The sequence below is a fragment of the Adlercreutzia wanghongyangiae genome (assembly GCF_035989245.1).
Taxonomy (GTDB): domain Bacteria; phylum Actinomycetota; class Coriobacteriia; order Coriobacteriales; family Eggerthellaceae; genus Adlercreutzia; species Adlercreutzia wanghongyangiae.
On the sequence record NZ_JAYMFF010000002.1, the window covers coordinates 482,684 to 497,589 of the forward strand.

Consider the following 14,906-nt stretch of genomic DNA (forward strand, 5'->3'; position numbering starts at 1 on the left):
TCATGAGCGTCCGCGACCGCGTCGTCGGCAGGAGAAGCTCAGGCAAAGGGGGTGTTCCCGTGGCGGTTACCTTTTACTTCGCCCGTCATGGCGAAACCCAGTTCAACGTGCAGAATCGCGTGCAGGGCTGGTGCGACTCCCCGCTCACCTCATCGGGTATTTACGACGCCTACCGCTTGGGCCAGGGTTTGGCCGACGTGGAATTCGTGGGCGCGTGCACCAGCGACAGCGGACGCGCCCAGCACACGCTGTCCATTGCGCTGGAGGCGCGCGAGAACGAGCGCATGCGTCTGCGCCGAGGGCTGCCCGTTGCCGACGGGCCGGTGAAGGCCGACGAGGCCGCCGAGCTGTTTGCGGAAGAGGCGCTCGACCACGAGGGGCAAATAGCGGCGATCGAGGAACTTCTGCGCTCGCGCGGCTGCTTGGAGCCCCACTCCCCCGTACCCGACACCGACGAGGCCACCGAGGCCGATTGTCGCTGGCTGACCCTGGCCGAGGACTGGCGGCCGCCTGTTAACGAACTGGATTGGGTGAGCTATCCGGCTTACACGCTTCTGGCGCTGCCCCTCATTCCCCGCATAGAGGCGTCGGTGCCCGCGCGCTGCGATGTGCGGCTGCGCGAGTGGTGCTTCGGCGATTTGGAAGGCGAGCCGGCATTGCGTCTGCGCAACCGCATGTTCGACCTGTTCGGCGACGACCTGCCCCGCGAGGAGCAAAACGAGCGTTTGAACGAGATCGCCGACTACTTGTTCCGCGTGGACGAGACGCGCCGAGCCGAGGATTTCGCGACCATCACCCGTCGGCTGCGTTCGTTCATCGACGATTGCGGGCGGTCGGTGGAAGCCCGCGGGGGCGGTAACGTGCTGGTGGTTAGTCACGCGCTGCTCATTCGCTCGCTGGTGTTCATCTACGCGCCCGAGCGGGTGAGCGATCCCCCGAAGATCAAGAACGCCTCCATTACCAAGGTTCGGTGGGACAACGAGGAAGTTACCGTGGAGTCGGTGGGCGAAACCGGCCATCTGCACCACCGCAACTGAGGGGCTGTTCGCGTGGCGTACACCAGTTGGTGTATCTCCGTGACGCAAGCGTGACGATGGGTTGCCAGCATGGTGGATTCGCGCAGGGGCGTGGTAATGTTTGCGCCATACCAGGAAAGACCCCTGTTAAAGGAGACTTCAATGACTGAAATGAACGGCGTTCCCACTCCCGGTGGGAACAACCCGCTGCCCGGCGGTCAGCCGGGTCAGCCCGCTTCTTCCCAGCCCACGCCGCTGCAGCCCACGCAGCCCGCGCCGGCCGCGGCATACCAGCCCTACGGCGCGGCCCATCAGGCCCAGCCCGGCGCGCAGCCCCACGGGGGCCAGCACGCCTACGCTGGCCAGCCCTACGCCGGTCAAACCTACGAGGCCGAGCCGGTGGCCACCCATGCGCAGCATGCGGGCCAGAAGAGCTCGGGCGGCAAGACCTTCCTTATCGCTTTCGCCGGTGCGCTGGTAGCCTGCGTGCTGGCCTTCGGCGTGTGGGGCGCAGTGGCCGCCATGGGGGGCGGCAGCCAGCCGGCCGCCACGGTGACCGACCCCACGACGGGTCAGACCACGGTGATCACCCCCAGCGAGGACTCCACCCTGGCCGAGGCCGTGGCTGCCAAGTGCCTGCCGTCGGTGGTGGCCATCGACGTGTACGCGGCCCCGCAGCAGAGCGGCATGGGCGGCTGGGAGCAGCTGTTCGGCTACGACTACGGCTACGGCACCCCCCAGGACCAGGGCGGCCAAGAGCTGCAGATGTATTCCCAGGGCTCGGGCGTGGTGCTGACCGAGGACGGCTACATCATCACCAACAACCACGTGGTGGAAGGTGGCAGCGCCTATAAGGTGACCGTGGCCGGCGAGACCTACGATGCCGAACTGGTGGGCACCGACGCCTCCTCCGACGTGGCCGTGCTGAAGGCCAAGGACGCTAAGGGCCTTACCGTGATGGAGATCGGCGATTCCGACAACCTGACCATTGGCGAGTGGGTTATGACTTTGGGCAGCCCCTTCGGGCTGGAGCAGTCGGTGGCCACGGGCATCGTAAGCGCCACCAGCCGCTCGCAGATCATGGATGCCAGCGAGTCGGCCCAGGCCGGCGGCAACGGCGAGATCACCATCTACCCGAACATGATCCAGACCGACGCGGCCATCAACCCCGGCAACTCGGGCGGCGCCCTGGTTGACGACGAGGGCAAGCTGATCGGCATCAACACACTGATCACCTCGTATTCGGGCAACTATTCCGGCGTGGGCTTCGCTATTCCCGTGAACTACGCCATCAACCTGGCTCAGCAGATTATCGCGGGCGAGACGCCCACCCACGCGCAGCTGGGTGTGAGCCTGTCCACCGTGAGCGCCCAGCTGGCTCAGCGCTACGGTCTGGCCGTTGATACCGGCGCCTATGTGGCCGGCGTGGCCGAGGGCTCGGGCGCCGCTGCTGCGGGCATCGTTCCCGGCGACATCATCACCGCCTTCGACGGCCAGCCGGTGGAAAGCGCGAGCGACCTGATGCTGGACGTGCGCACGAAGAACCCCGGCGACACCGTGACCTTAACCGTGAACAGCGCGGGCCAGGAGAAAGAAGTGCAGGTAACCCTGGGCGACGACGCTGCTAGCCAGCAGGAGGCCCAGACCCAGCAGGAGTCGATGGACGTGCCGCAGAACGGCCGCAGCATCGAGGACATGCTGCGCCAGTACGGCCAGCAGCAGGAGCGCGACGCCGCCTAAGCACGTCGGTTCGCTGGGCCGCTGTGTTGGGCGGCGGCAAACCGCGAGCTTCTGTCAGAAAGCGAACGCGATACAGCGCCCCTTCTTCGGGAGGGGCGTTTTTTGTATCGAGCGCTTCGTGGCCTTCTGCTGCGGAAGGGTAGAAAGCTGGGCATAAGAAAAGCCCGACGCATCGGGCTTTTCCAGGTGTCAGCCGAAGCCTTCCACCGCGATTAACTGTATTTTACCATGTCCCGCAAGATTTTGAGCGCTGCTTACGCGTTGCGCACAAATTGATGAAGAGCGGTCAGTTTGCCTCTTGCCGTCGTCAGGATTATTTTCGAATATATGTTGATCGGAAGCTCTGCGCGAAGTCGCTCGAGCGCGGCTTCGTAGCTGGTAATGAGCTGCCTGCACTCTGTCTTCGTGTAACCCATACGTTGTAAGAGATAGACGAGAAGAATGATGTAATCCGTAATGTCTGTGAAGTCGATTTTGCCGACTCCGGTTTCCTGCTTTAGGAGTTGCGAAAGTCGCGAGCTTATGTTTCCAGACTTGAATCGCACGTCAAGTACTACTCCATTATGCGCGATGGCGTTGCGGAGATCTTTGAGCGCAAAGATAGCATCCTTAAGAAGGGCTTTGGAATCCAAGTTGTCTGGCATTCCGAGGTCATGCACGATGGCTGTCTTAACGCGATCATCGAGGCAGTCGTAGAATGAACCGAAATTGCCCAGCGTCATAACCTCGAAGACCGCCCAAATGGGAGTGTCTTTGTCGATGTCCCGAAAGTGGCCGATAACGTCGCGTTCTTTGTGACTGTAAATGATGCTGTCGATTTCCTGGCGCAGTCGTTGTCGTTTGCCCCATGCTGTGCGATATTTTTTCCCGGAATGGGAGCGGTAGCTGGTGAGGCTTTGGCGCCAGATATCTTCAAATGATGAGGATCGGGCGTCGCCGACTACTGCTTCCAAGGTGTAGTTCTTAAGCGCGGTCTCAATGGCCATTACTCGCGGATAGAACAGTGCCTTGAGGTGCATGTCAAAATCATAGAGAGCAGTTACTTGTGCGAAATCGGTTAGGGGGAGCCTGTTGGCGGCTTTACCGGCAAAGCGGTACCCCTTGTATCCATGGTAATAGCCAATATTCTTGAGTTTTCGTTTTTGCGCGCTGCCTCGGATAGCAATGCCATTATTGCGCAAGTGTTTCATGAGCGAATTGAGCGTTTTAGGCATGGCGTTCTCCCAGTTTTAATCGATGTATATATAGTATATATCAAATAGGATAGTGCTTTATAAGACGAAGGTAACTCAGCCCTCCGGCGCGCAGACGGCCTACGGCTACGACGATGACGGCAACCTCGTCCAGGTGACCGACGCCCTGGGCCGCATAACGAAGTACGCCTACGATGCCGAGGGCGGCCTTGTGAGCATCCAGTCGCCTTCGGGCGCAGTGGAGCAGATCGTGCGCGACCCGGCCGGCCGCGTGACGGCCTACGTGGATGCCGCCGGTGCCCAGACGCGCTACGACTGGGACGAGCTGGGCAACCTGGTGGAGAAATCCTACGCGCAGGAGGGCGCCGCCTCGGTGCTGTACTCCTACGACAAGGGCGGCCTGGTAACGGCCCGGTCGGATGCCACGGGCGATGCCACGGTGGAGCGCGACCAGCTGGGCCGCATCGTGGCCGAGACCGACGGCCAGGGCCGCCGCATCGGCTACGACTACGACGCCAAAGGCAACTTGACTCAGGTCGACTATCCCGACGGCATGCAGGTAACCTACGACTACGACGCCGAGGGGAACCTTGAAGTCGTGCACGCCCCCGAGGGCGATTACTGCTACGCCTACGACGAGGCGGCAAGTCCGGTGTCGCTCACGCGCCCCGACGGCACCGCCACCACTTACGAATACGATACCGAGGGCCGCCTGATGCGGCTGGAGAACCGCGGCGCCTCGGGAACGCTCATATCGTCGTTCGCCTACGAATACGACGGCGAGGGCAACCCGGTGGCCGAGGAGTCGACGACCACCGCATCGGATGCCACCATCACGCGATCGTCGCGCGCGTTCGCCTACGATGCCGACGGGCGTTTGGCTTCCTTCGAGGAGCAGTGCGACGGACCTGTGCCGGCGCACTTCCGGGAAGATTACGAATGGGACGCCGCCGGCAACCGCACGGGCGTGACCCATACCGACCTGGCGACGGGCGCGGCCGAGAAGACCGTCTACCGCTACGACGCCGACGATCGCCTCATGGCCGAGGAGGGGCCGCAGGGCACCACCTCCTACGAGTACGACGCCGCCGGCAACCTGGCGCGCAAGGCCGTCCCTGGCGCCGAGGTGGTGGAGTACGCCTGGGCGGTGGAAAACCGCCTAGCTGCCGTGCGCCAGGGCGGCCGCGTGCTGATGGCCGCCACCTACGACGGCGACGGCAACAAGGTGTTGCAGTCCACGCTGTACCACACCGACGAGATCGAGCGCTCCGAGCTTCCCGGCACCACGGCATCCGACTTCGCCACCAAGGTTCTGTACGGTGCCTCTGTGGCCCTGCCGCTGGCGGGCGCCCCGGCGGCCGCCGATGGAAGCCTCAAAGCGACTGCTGTGGCTTGCGCCGCCGGCGGCGATGGCGGCCGCTCATTCGGACCCGTCGAGTGGTTCCTGTGGGGTGCAACCCATTCACTGGCCGGCAGCCTGGCACCGGCGAGCCTTCCCGTCGCCGCGCTGGGCGCGCTTCTGGCTGAGGCGGCCATCCTGGGGCCGCAGGGCGGGTGCGATCCCGTGCCCGGCCGGGGCCTGCCGGCGCCCCCGGGTGCGGCGCCCCTGCTGACCCAGTCCGGCGTGCAGCTCGAAGAGCTGCTGGCCATGGCTGCGGGTGATTGGCGGAATCTGCCGCTGCGGGGCGCGGGCGGCGCCGATACCGCCGATAGGCGCGCCGCCATCCCTGTGGAGACCCCCTACGTGCAGGAGCGCTGGGAGCTCGTGGCCTACGTGAACTCCACGGTGGTGGACTCGGTGGCCCAGCCAGCTGCGCGCTACTCGGACGTGTCCGGCACCCTCAATGATGTGTACGGCCTGGGCCGTCTGTCCACGGCGGGTGGCACGGCGGAGACCCCCGTAGCGGCCACCTACCTGCAGGACGGCCTCGGCAGCGTGTCCGCCGTGCTGGACGCCTCGGGGGCGGTGTCGGCCGGCTACTCCTACTCCCCTTGGGGCGAGGTCTCGGGCGGCGCGGGCGAGCTGCCCGCCTACGGCTACAACGCCGAGGAGTCCACGGCCGCCGCCGGCCTGCAGTACCTGCGGGCCCGCTGGTACGACCCGGCCGGGGCCTCGTTCGCCTCCCGGGACACCTACCTGGGATCGGCCCCCGACCCCGCGAGCCTCAACCGCTACGCCTACGCCCAGGGCAACCCGGTGGCGTACTCCGACCCCGCGGGCCGCGCCGCGTGGCTCAAGAGCGCCTCGAAGACCGTGCTCTCCGCGGCCGGGAGGGGGAGCGGCAAGCTGACCTACAACCGCCTCTCCGGATCGCTGCTGGACCCGACGTTGAAGAGGACGGGGCAGAAGGCGAGCTGCTTCACCCAGGGGCTGCCCACCGACGCCCACGGGAACGTGGTCGCCTCCACGGCGCCCACGTGGGGGCAGCGGCAGGCGGCCTGGGCCAAGTCGTCGGCCAAGTCGTCGGCGCGCGCCTCCCCGTCCAAGTCGGGGGGAGGCGGCTCCGCCCGTTCGGTGCGCCTGGCCGGCCGGGCGGCCACCGCCCAGGCGACGGCCTCCGCCGTCCAGCGCGCGTTCTGCGCCGGCGCGTCGTTCCTGGGTGTGGCCGACCAGTCCGGCGCCGTGGACTGGGGCGCCCTGGGCCACGCAGCCCTGGACGCGCTCGGCTTCGTGCCGGGCCTGGGGGCGGCCGCCGACGTGGCCAACGGCCTGTGGTACCTGGCCGAGGGCAACTTCGTGGACGCCGGCATGTCGTTCCTGTCGGCCATCCCCGGCGTGGGCGACGCCCTCGGCGCGGGCAAGACCGCGCTGAAGACGGGGCTGGCCGCAGCTGATGCAGCCAAAAAAGCGCTCTCTCCAAGCCAAATGACCCAAGCGCTTAAGGAGGCCAAGAGCAAGGTGAAGCGTGAGATAGACAGATTCGAATACGATGATAGCCGAAGGGATTTTGATGTCGGCGAAGATCGTGTGCCCCACGTTCACTTCGCCGACGGTACCTCAATGACAAGCCATGGTACGATTCACGACGAGAAGAAGGGCGTGCCCAGCCCCTCCAAGGAAGCCTCCGAGTTTCTCGAGAAGGGCGGCTGGGCGGGAGGGCCGAGGGAATGATTGCGTTCGCGTGGGATACCGCATCGGGTTGCTTCGCCAAGCTGGGCGAGTGCGGGCTGACGATTGCCGCGCGGGACGCGGCGGCGTTTTTCAGCTGGTGCGCCCGTGCTGTTGCCGATGCGCCGGCAGGGCATTGGAGCCCCGTGGCCCCATCGGGGCGCGAGGGCGCGTCCGCGCGGGATTGCTGCGAGCTTCTGCTGAGGGACGGTGGGAAGGGAGCGTGGCTGGTCGGCGTCGCGCGCGGCTCCGAGGTTCCCCGCGTCGCAGATGAGGTTGTGCTGGAGTTCGATCGGGACGAGCGGGAGGATCTGCGCTCCTTCCTTGCCGATCAGCTGGAGAGGGCTCGGTCCGGCTTCCTGGGGGGAGGTGCGCATTACCGTGACTGGAAGAGGCGGTGGCGCGATTCCGAGAGCGATCTGGTGATCTACATAGAAGAAGAGGGCTGGCGGCCGAATTTCCCGGAGGCGGGGCATGCTCCGGCGGGGGTTTGCCGTGTTCCCCTGGTCCCGCCCTTTGACGTTTCGCGCGAAGAGGCCTGCGCGCGGTGGGGAGATCCTCTGGGCCTCTTCCCCTCGCAGGGCGCTCACGCCGGAGCGGTGGCAATATGGGGGGGCATGGCCTTGTGGTTCGACGGCGAGGGGCTTTGCCGCCGCGCCCAGCTGGGACCCGGTTCGGATGCTCGCATCGACGGACTCGATGTTCTTTCGACGCCCTATAGGCGGGCGGTGCGCATGCTGCGCGAATCCGCTCCGGATGTAATCGTCGGGAAACGTTCGGTTGCCTCCATTTCCCGAGGCGTCAAGCTGGTCGGTCCCGCGAGGCCGCGGCTGTCGCGAAGGGCTCGCTACGCGGTTGTCGTTCCGCCCGAGGACCTCGAGGTGCGGGTCCAGGCGCTTCTTCCGATCGCGCGAGCGGTGCTGCCGGGCGGATGGAGGGAGGGGCTGCGCATGGTGCGGCGGTGGCTGCGCGACTTCCCCTACAGCGTGACGCACCCGCCGCGGACAGAGCTTGCGGACGTTGAGGGGAAGTTGGAGCGCGGCAGGTGGAGCGAGGCGGTGTCCTTCTTCGTCATAGATGTCGGCAGCGGGGGCCTTTCGATGTCGGAGGGCGACCGAGCGGTTGTAAGGAGACTCTGCGAGCAGCTGGGAGTGGAGGAGCGGCTTGCATGATAGCGCGGAACGGCTCTGGCTCGCCCCGCGTGCCGCGGGGAAGATGCCCCGAGCGTTGCATTCGAGTGAAAGGAAGCGAGATGTTCGACTTGTTCAAGCGGAAGAAGGTCCGGCCGGCCCAGGCGGAGGGCGATCCCTCGATGTTCTCGGGGTTCCTGGAGTACTTCGGGGAGCCCCCCGTCCTCGGCACCGTCGGTGGCGATCCCTACGAGGAGCTTATGGACAAGTTGGGGGGCGTTCGTTTGGGGATGGAGTGTTCAGGATTTTCGAGCGTCACGACCTTGAAAAATGGCACCGACTCGTTTCAGAGTACTTCACAGCGCTTCACGGGGAGTTTGATCTTTTCGGATACGATTGGTTGGGACGCTGTTTTGCGATAGATAGGGAGGAGGGGGAGAACAGCGGGCTTGTGGTGCTCTTGGAAGTTGGAACCCTCGACATATATTATATCGAAAAGGACATAATATCATTCTTAAATGATGAGATTCCAAACAACAGCGATGCCTGTCTCGACGCTGGTAGATACCAGGAGTGGCTGGAGGTACAGCCCCCCGTGCGCATTCGAGAGTGCGCCGGCTACAGAATCCCCCTCTTCCTCGGCGGGGAGGACTCCCTGGAGAACATGGAGATCTCCGACATGGAGGTGTACTGGGACATGACAAGCCAGCTGTGGGAGGCCGTGAAGGACCTGCCCGAGGGTACCAAGATAGGCAACGTGACGTTCGAGTAGGATCTGAGAGAGGAGAGCGAAGAGGACTGTGGACGAGAAGGAGTTTTGGCGGATAATCGATCTGGCTGATTGGGGTCGGGAGGGCGATGACGAGGCTGTGACGGAGGGGATGGTGCAGCACCTGGCCTCCCTTTCTGACAAGGAGATATTTGCCTTTGACGATGCGCTGGCGGAGCATCTCCATGCCCTCGATCGGCGCGACATCGCCGAGGCAGCGTTCGGGGATGCGGAGTACTTCTCACCCGACGAGTTCGTCGATTGGCGCTGTGTGTGCGTCGTGAACGGGGAGGGGCTGTACCGGGATGTTTTGGCGGGCCGACGGCTTCCTTCGTCTGACCTGTGCTTCGAGTCCATTCTCTATGTGCCCATGAGGGCGTGGGCGCGCAAGCACGGTGCCGAGGCGGAGAACTACCCGCACCAGAGCGAGACCGACTACTTCACCTATGGCAACGCCGAGGGATGGGCGCCTGCTGCGGGGGACGACGGGAGCGATTCGGCGGCCGAGAAGCAGGCATCTTTCGAGGAGAAGGTGCGGTCGATGGACTGGGAGGGCTTTCTCCGCCTTGCCCTGGTCCAGGGCGAAGGGGGCAATTTCTCACATATCGAGCCGAAGGACGCCCAGATGGTCTTCGCTATGCAAGGGGAGCGTACGTACAGCTACCTGACGCTGCTGCTGGGGCCGGTGTATTGGGCCTACCGGCGGTGCTACCTGCCGGCTCTTGTGCTGCTCGCTGTGTACGTGGGGCTCCTCGCCGGATTTCTTCTCGCTGGCGTAAACCCGCGGATGTTCCGATTTCTTCCCGGCGCCATAGCCGGTGCCTACTTCTACCGGGCTTATCGGTGGCAGGCCGATGCTGTGATGCGCAAGATGGCCACCGCTGGCGTCGACGATCCGGCAGAGCAGGAAACGTACATGCGCGAGCGCGGGGGCACCAGTCCGCTAGCCGCTACGGGCATGTTCGCTCTCTATGTGGGGGCCTCCGTCGCAGCTTTGGCGCCTTTGTGGCTTCCCGCGTTGGGTGCGGGGGCGTTCTGATGTGGCGTTCGCTGCGATTTCCTGCGCGTGATGTACACTAGGAGCTGCTTGCGAGAGAGGGAGGAACCTTGCCATGATATGTCCCGAGTGCGGTTGCGACTATGCGTTGGCGCGGCCCGTGTGCCCCGAATGCGGGGCGCCGTCGGCGCCGTCTCCGGTTGAGAGGGCGACCTTTCCCGAGCCGGCGCTGGCCATGTGGCAGACTTCGGTGGGGATGTCGGTGCTCGGTGTATTCGGTGGGGGCATCCTGCTGGGGCTGGCGGCTGATTTGGTAGCGGCTGTGCCCGCGGCGGCGCTTATGGCCCTGCGGGCGGTGCAGGGCTCCTTCGACAACTCGGCGCTCGCGACCGGCCTGCTCGTGTGGGGGATGGTCGCTATCGTTGTCCAGGCCGTTGCGATCATCGTGTACGCCAAGGTGATCTACCCGTCCTACTTCACCGACCGTCCGCGGCTGCGCTCGCCCAAGCTCATCTCGTTTTTGAACTGCTCGTTCGGCTCATGGGTGTTCGGGCCTCTGTGGAACGCGGGGCTGACGCGCGGCGAAAGGGGGATGTCTACTACTGTATGCGTGGTGCTGCAAGCGGTGGCCATCGTGCTGGCTTTGATACTGGGCACGATGTTCTTCTCGCAGCTGACCGCAGTGCAGGTAGGAGGTTCCAGAGGCGGGAGCGCGTCGGGCGACGCGGCGGCATCGGATTCGACGAGCACGTGGCGGGATGGCGGAAGCTCGTCGGTCTCGACCGATGCGGGCATGTTCGACTCCCCCTTCTACGGCGTGTCGTTCGCAGCGCCCGAGGGATGGTCGGCTGCGGAGGCTGCGGGGGAGGACGTTATCGCGGCGTACAGCCCCGACGGCCATCCCGATATTGGGTTCGAGTGCTCGGTGGGCGACGCCTGGGCGCATCTGGACGACAGCGAGCGGGAGGGCCTCGCGCGTCGCGACATGGACACCGGGTTCTTCGATCCCGAGATGTTCGCCTCGGAAGACCCTTTCGACGACGAGCGCGTGGAAAAGGTGCGGCTGGGCGGCGTGGACTACATCAAGATGTCGGCTCTGTACGAGGAGACCGCCTCGGGCGGGATGGCCCCACGCTACTGCGACCTCGTGCATGTTGAGAACGGCATAATGTATTTCTTCCTCTTCTGGGACGACGACGAGTACGCCAACGACTGCTACGCGCAGTTCGAATCAGCGGTAGCTTCCGCGACCTACACCTGGCCCAAGTCCTGCGAGAACGAGTGACGCAGGGGGGTGGGTTGTCTGTGCCAGCGACCCGAGTGGTTTGGTCGGCTGTGGGCTGTCAATGGCCAAAGCGGTGGGTTGGGGCGTGGCGGTTTGGGCGGGGAGTGCTACTATGGAGCGCGTGCGACTATAGGGGTCGCGTGGAAATTAGGGAGGAATGTTCCATGAAAAGGAAGATGTTGGGCATGGTGGCTGCTGGGCTTTTGGCGGTGAGCCTCGCGGGGTGCGCGGGCAACGCCGGCGACAATGCGCCCGATGACCAGGCGCAGGACGCGACGCAGTCTCAGGCCGCCCCGGCGGCCGGCGATGAGGCGGGCGCTTCGTCTGAGGCCGGGTCTCTGGATGAGAACCGCGCCGAGATGGAGGCCATGCTGAACGCGATGGCGCTGGGCAACGTGACCATCGATACCGAGATGGTTATCGAGGCCGGTGCTGATGGCGTGAACGGCAGCCAGGACACCAACATTCTGGTGAAGGTGGCCACCGACTCGGATGACCCGCGTGCGTACTACCGCTACGACATGCCGGGCACCGAGCTGGACGGCGTGGAAATGTACGTGACCGGCACGCAGCTTATCGCCGTGTCCGACGGCACGGCGGTGGATACGGGCTCCGACCAGTCTGAGATCGACGCCCTGCTGGCCAGCAGCGCCGATCTGACGAGCGCCCTGGTGCCCATCCAGAATGCGACGAGCATCCAGAAGACCGAGGCCGACGGCACCGTCACGTTCCATGTGGTGTCCGACCCCGAGGCTCTGAGCGCTCAGCTTCCGACCGAGGGCTTCGACGGCTACACGTCCTATGAGGCCGACTACACCTTCGACGCCGACGGGAAGCTGCAGTTGATGACGATGAAGGCGACGGGCACCGCCGATCAGAGCGGCACCGAGATCCAGCTGACCATGACGACGACCGCCACCTATTCCGACTACGGTACCACGGTGGTGGAGGACGCTCCCGAGCCCGTGCAGTAGCGCAAACGCTGACGGCAAACGTGCACGGCCCTCTCCTTGCGGGAGGGCCGTCTTGTTTTTCTCGGGTCTTGCGGTGGTGCCGCGTTGTTGACGGAGCATTTCGGGTAATATGTATCCGTTTAGAATGAACCTGCCGACGAAGGGACTGAGTCGATGGCGAACGAATACCAGTACGATCGCGTTCTGCTGAAGTTGTCCGGAGAGGCGCTGGCTGGCGACCTCGGGTATGGAATCGATCCGAAAGTGGTGGACGACCTGGCGGAGGAGATCGCCGAGATCGTTCACGACGGTGTGCAGCTGGCGGTGGTTGTCGGTGGCGGCAACATTTTCCGCGGTCTGGCCGGCTCGGCCGAGGGCATGGATCGTTCCCAGGCCGACTACATCGGCATGCTGGCCACGGTGATGAACGCCCTGGCTCTGCAGGACGCCTTCGAGCGCCACGGCATCTTCTCGCGCGTGCAGAGCGCCATTAACATGCAGGAAGTGTCTGAGCCCTACATTCGCCGTCGCGCCATCCGTCATTTGGAGAAGGGCCGTGTGGTCATTCTGGCTGCCGGCACGGGCAATCCGTATTTCACCACCGACACCACTGCCGCTCTGCGCGCCTGCGAGCTGGATGTGGACTGCGTGATGAAAGCCACCAAGGTGGACGGCGTGTACGACGCCGATCCGAAGACGCATCCCGATGCGCACCGCTTCGACCGTATCAGCTACATGGACGTGCTCAGCCGCGGCTTGAACGTGATGGACGCCACGGCCACCTCGCTGTGCATGGACAACGATGTGCCCATGATCGTGTTCGACCTGACGAAGCCCGGCAACATTAAGGCTGCGCTGCAGGGCGAGCCCGTGGGCACCGTAGTGGAGTAATCGCCGGGCATCGCGCGGCATCGTAGAAACGCAAGAGCCGTAAGGCTTGGAAAAGGGAGGAACCCCATGGCAGATATCGACGAGATTTTGATGGGCGCCGAAGAGCGCATGGAAAAGGCTGTGACGGCGCTGCGCGACAATTTCGCCAGCGTGCGCACCGGGCGCGCGAACGCCATGGTGCTCGACCGCATCAAGGTGGACTACTACGGGGTGCCTACTCCCGTGAACCAGATGGCCGGCGTGAAGATCCCCGAGGCGCACCTGCTGGTTATCGAGCCCTGGGACAAGGGCGTGCTGCGCGCCATCGAACAGGCCATTCTGGAAAGCGATCTGGGCGTGACTCCCAACAACGATGGCAACGTCATCCGCCTGCCCTTCCCGGCCCTGACCGAGGAGCGCCGCCGCGAGCTGGTGAAGCAGTGCAAGACCTATGCCGAAGAGGCCCGCGTGGCCGTGCGCAACGCTCGCCGCGACGCGAACACCGCGGTGGAGAAGGCCGTGAAGAACGATAACCTGCCCGAGGATGAGTCGAAGCGTGCCGAGGCCGAGATTCAGAAGATGACCGACCGCTTCGTGGCCGAGGTGGACGAGGCACTGAAGAAAAAAGAAGCCGAGGTTATGGAAATCTAATCGGTTCCGTCGTTGCTGGCGCAACGACAGGAACGCCGACGCTGCGGTTCCGACAGGCACCTGGCCTTGCACTTCAGGACTTACCTTCGCGGCACGAAGGCCGCTCAGCCGCCCTTCAGCACAATTCCAGGCACCTGTCGCAACCTCGCTGGCTTCCTTGGGCGAACCTGCGAGAAATGATATGGTCAAAAGTTTGGACTACATATTTCCGAATCCGCCTGCGGGGCTTGACCCCGCGGCGCTCGATCGCGCCTGCGTGCCGGAGTCGGTGGCCGTCATTATGGACGGGAACGGACGCTGGGCGAAGAAGCGCGCATTGAACCGCCTAAAGGGCCACAAGGCTGGCATCGAGGCGGTGCGCGAGACCATTCGCTGCGCGTCGGATCTGGGTGTGAGATACCTGACCATCTACTCGTTCTCCACCGAGAACTGGAAGCGGCCCGAAGACGAGGTCGTGGGGCTGATGGACCTGTTCGCCAAGACCATGCTGGCCGAGGTGGACGGGCTGCACGAGGAGCACGTGCGCGTGCGCACCATCGGCGACTTGTCGCCCCTGCCTGCGGAAACCCGAGAGGCCTTCGATGCCGCCTGGGAGAAAACGCGCGACAACGACGGCATGACGCTGGTGGTGGCCGTGAACTACGGCGGCCGCCAGGAAATTCTGCGGGCCTGCGAGGGCTGCATGCGCGAGGCGGCGCTGCTGGCGGAGGAAACGGGCGAGCTGGTAGCTCCCACCGAGGAGATGTTCGAACGTGGGCTGTACACCTACGGCATGCCCGACCCCGATGTGGTCATCCGCACGTCGGGCGAGATGCGCGTGTCGAACTTCCTGTTGTGGCAGATCGCCTATTCCGAGTTCGTGGTGACCGACGTGCTGTGGCCCGATTTCGACCGCTACGAGTTTCTGCGCTGCCTTCTGGAATACCAGGGCCGCAACCGTCGTTTCGGGGGCGTGGCCTAAATGCGCGGCGGCATGACCGAAGACGAGAAGAAGACCCGGGCCCTGCGGGCACGCGAGCGTCTGCGCCAGGGAATACCCCATCGCAGGACCGATGAGGCGCGATGCGCCGAGAAGAGCGAGCGCATCGGCTTCGGGCTGCTAACGGAATCGGACGAGGAGCGCGAGTTGCCGCCTTTGGCCTGCGATCCGGAATCGGCCCCGCCTGGGCCGCCCTGGCACTATGATTTGTCGG

12 protein-coding genes are annotated in these 14,906 nt (G+C 64.5%); 11 read left to right on the forward strand and 1 reads right to left on the reverse strand.

The annotated features are described in order from the left end of the window. Nucleotides 1-59: 59 nt before the first annotated feature. Nucleotides 60-1,037 carry a histidine phosphatase family protein gene (locus VIN30_RS02355; RefSeq protein WP_338208962.1) on the forward strand — a complete coding sequence of 326 codons (978 nt, stop codon included), beginning with the start codon at nucleotides 60-62 and terminating at the stop codon, nucleotides 1,035-1,037. 141 nt (nucleotides 1,038-1,178) lie between these two features. Beyond that, on the forward strand, nucleotides 1,179-2,756 hold the full coding sequence (locus VIN30_RS02360; protein WP_338208964.1) for a trypsin-like peptidase domain-containing protein: 1,578 nt from the start codon (nucleotides 1,179-1,181) through the stop codon (nucleotides 2,754-2,756). A 254-nt stretch (nucleotides 2,757-3,010) separates the two neighbouring features. On the opposite strand, the gene VIN30_RS02365 is transcribed toward VIN30_RS02360, so the two are convergent. Further along, nucleotides 3,011-3,970 carry an Abi family protein gene (locus tag VIN30_RS02365; protein ID WP_338208966.1) on the reverse strand — a complete coding sequence of 320 codons (960 nt, stop codon included), beginning with the start codon at nucleotides 3,968-3,970 and terminating at the stop codon, nucleotides 3,011-3,013. Between the two features lie 49 nt (nucleotides 3,971-4,019). On the opposite strand from VIN30_RS02365, the gene VIN30_RS02370 reads away from it, so the two are divergent. The 9 genes from VIN30_RS02370 to VIN30_RS02410 all read left to right on the forward strand — a co-directional run bounded on the left by VIN30_RS02370 (nucleotide 4,020) and on the right by VIN30_RS02410 (nucleotide 14,674). Beyond that, nucleotides 4,020-7,061, forward strand: coding sequence for an RHS repeat-associated core domain-containing protein (locus tag VIN30_RS02370; RefSeq protein ID WP_479273912.1), 3,042 nt, complete (start codon nucleotides 4,020-4,022; stop codon nucleotides 7,059-7,061). Continuing rightward, the gene (locus VIN30_RS02375; RefSeq protein WP_338208970.1) at nucleotides 7,058-8,230 is read left to right on the forward strand and encodes a hypothetical protein; all 1,173 of its coding nucleotides are present in this window, start codon (nucleotides 7,058-7,060) and stop codon (nucleotides 8,228-8,230) included. The genes VIN30_RS02370 and VIN30_RS02375 overlap by 4 nt, the downstream gene beginning before the upstream one ends. A gap of 253 nt (nucleotides 8,231-8,483) precedes the next feature. Then, entirely contained in the window at nucleotides 8,484-8,960 is a 477-nt protein-coding gene (locus tag VIN30_RS02380; protein WP_338208972.1) for a T6SS immunity protein Tdi1 domain-containing protein, read from the forward strand. A 28-nt stretch (nucleotides 8,961-8,988) separates the two neighbouring features. Next, entirely contained in the window at nucleotides 8,989-9,996 is a 1,008-nt protein-coding gene (locus VIN30_RS02385; RefSeq protein ID WP_338208974.1) for a DUF4240 domain-containing protein, read from the forward strand. Nucleotides 9,997-10,069: 73 nt separating this feature from the next. Beyond that, nucleotides 10,070-11,239: a hypothetical protein gene (locus VIN30_RS02390; RefSeq protein ID WP_338208976.1), complete on the forward strand. Its 1,170-nt coding sequence runs from the start codon at nucleotides 10,070-10,072 to the stop codon at nucleotides 11,237-11,239. Between the two features lie 164 nt (nucleotides 11,240-11,403). Then, a complete protein-coding gene (locus tag VIN30_RS02395; RefSeq protein WP_338208979.1) occupies nucleotides 11,404-12,213 on the forward strand; it encodes a hypothetical protein in 810 nt (269 codons plus the stop codon). A 153-nt stretch (nucleotides 12,214-12,366) separates the two neighbouring features. Continuing rightward, nucleotides 12,367-13,083 (forward strand): UMP kinase, encoded by a 717-nt coding sequence (gene pyrH / locus VIN30_RS02400; RefSeq protein ID WP_338208982.1) that lies wholly within the window; start codon nucleotides 12,367-12,369, stop codon nucleotides 13,081-13,083. 66 nt (nucleotides 13,084-13,149) lie between these two features. Next, the gene (gene frr, locus VIN30_RS02405) at nucleotides 13,150-13,713 is read left to right on the forward strand and encodes a ribosome recycling factor (protein ID WP_338208984.1); all 564 of its coding nucleotides are present in this window, start codon (nucleotides 13,150-13,152) and stop codon (nucleotides 13,711-13,713) included. 181 nt (nucleotides 13,714-13,894) lie between these two features. Next, nucleotides 13,895-14,674 carry an isoprenyl transferase gene (locus VIN30_RS02410; protein WP_338208986.1) on the forward strand — a complete coding sequence of 260 codons (780 nt, stop codon included), beginning with the start codon at nucleotides 13,895-13,897 and terminating at the stop codon, nucleotides 14,672-14,674. Nucleotides 14,675-14,906 lie beyond the last annotated feature (232 nt).

Coding starts and splice junctions, on each gene's coding strand:
- VIN30_RS02410 (WP_338208986.1), top strand. CDS start 13,895: ATGGTCAAAAGTTTGGACTACATATTTCCGAATCCGCCTGCGGGGCTT.
- VIN30_RS02375 (WP_338208970.1), top strand. CDS start 7,058: ATGATTGCGTTCGCGTGGGATACCGCATCGGGTTGCTTCGCCAAGCTG.
- VIN30_RS02390 (WP_338208976.1), top strand. CDS start 10,070: ATGATATGTCCCGAGTGCGGTTGCGACTATGCGTTGGCGCGGCCCGTG.
- VIN30_RS02395 (WP_338208979.1), top strand. CDS start 11,404: ATGAAAAGGAAGATGTTGGGCATGGTGGCTGCTGGGCTTTTGGCGGTG.
- frr (WP_338208984.1), top strand. CDS start 13,150: ATGGCAGATATCGACGAGATTTTGATGGGCGCCGAAGAGCGCATGGAA.
- VIN30_RS02360 (WP_338208964.1), top strand. CDS start 1,179: ATGACTGAAATGAACGGCGTTCCCACTCCCGGTGGGAACAACCCGCTG.
- pyrH (WP_338208982.1), top strand. CDS start 12,367: ATGGCGAACGAATACCAGTACGATCGCGTTCTGCTGAAGTTGTCCGGA.
- VIN30_RS02365 (WP_338208966.1), bottom strand. CDS start 3,970: ATGCCTAAAACGCTCAATTCGCTCATGAAACACTTGCGCAATAATGGC.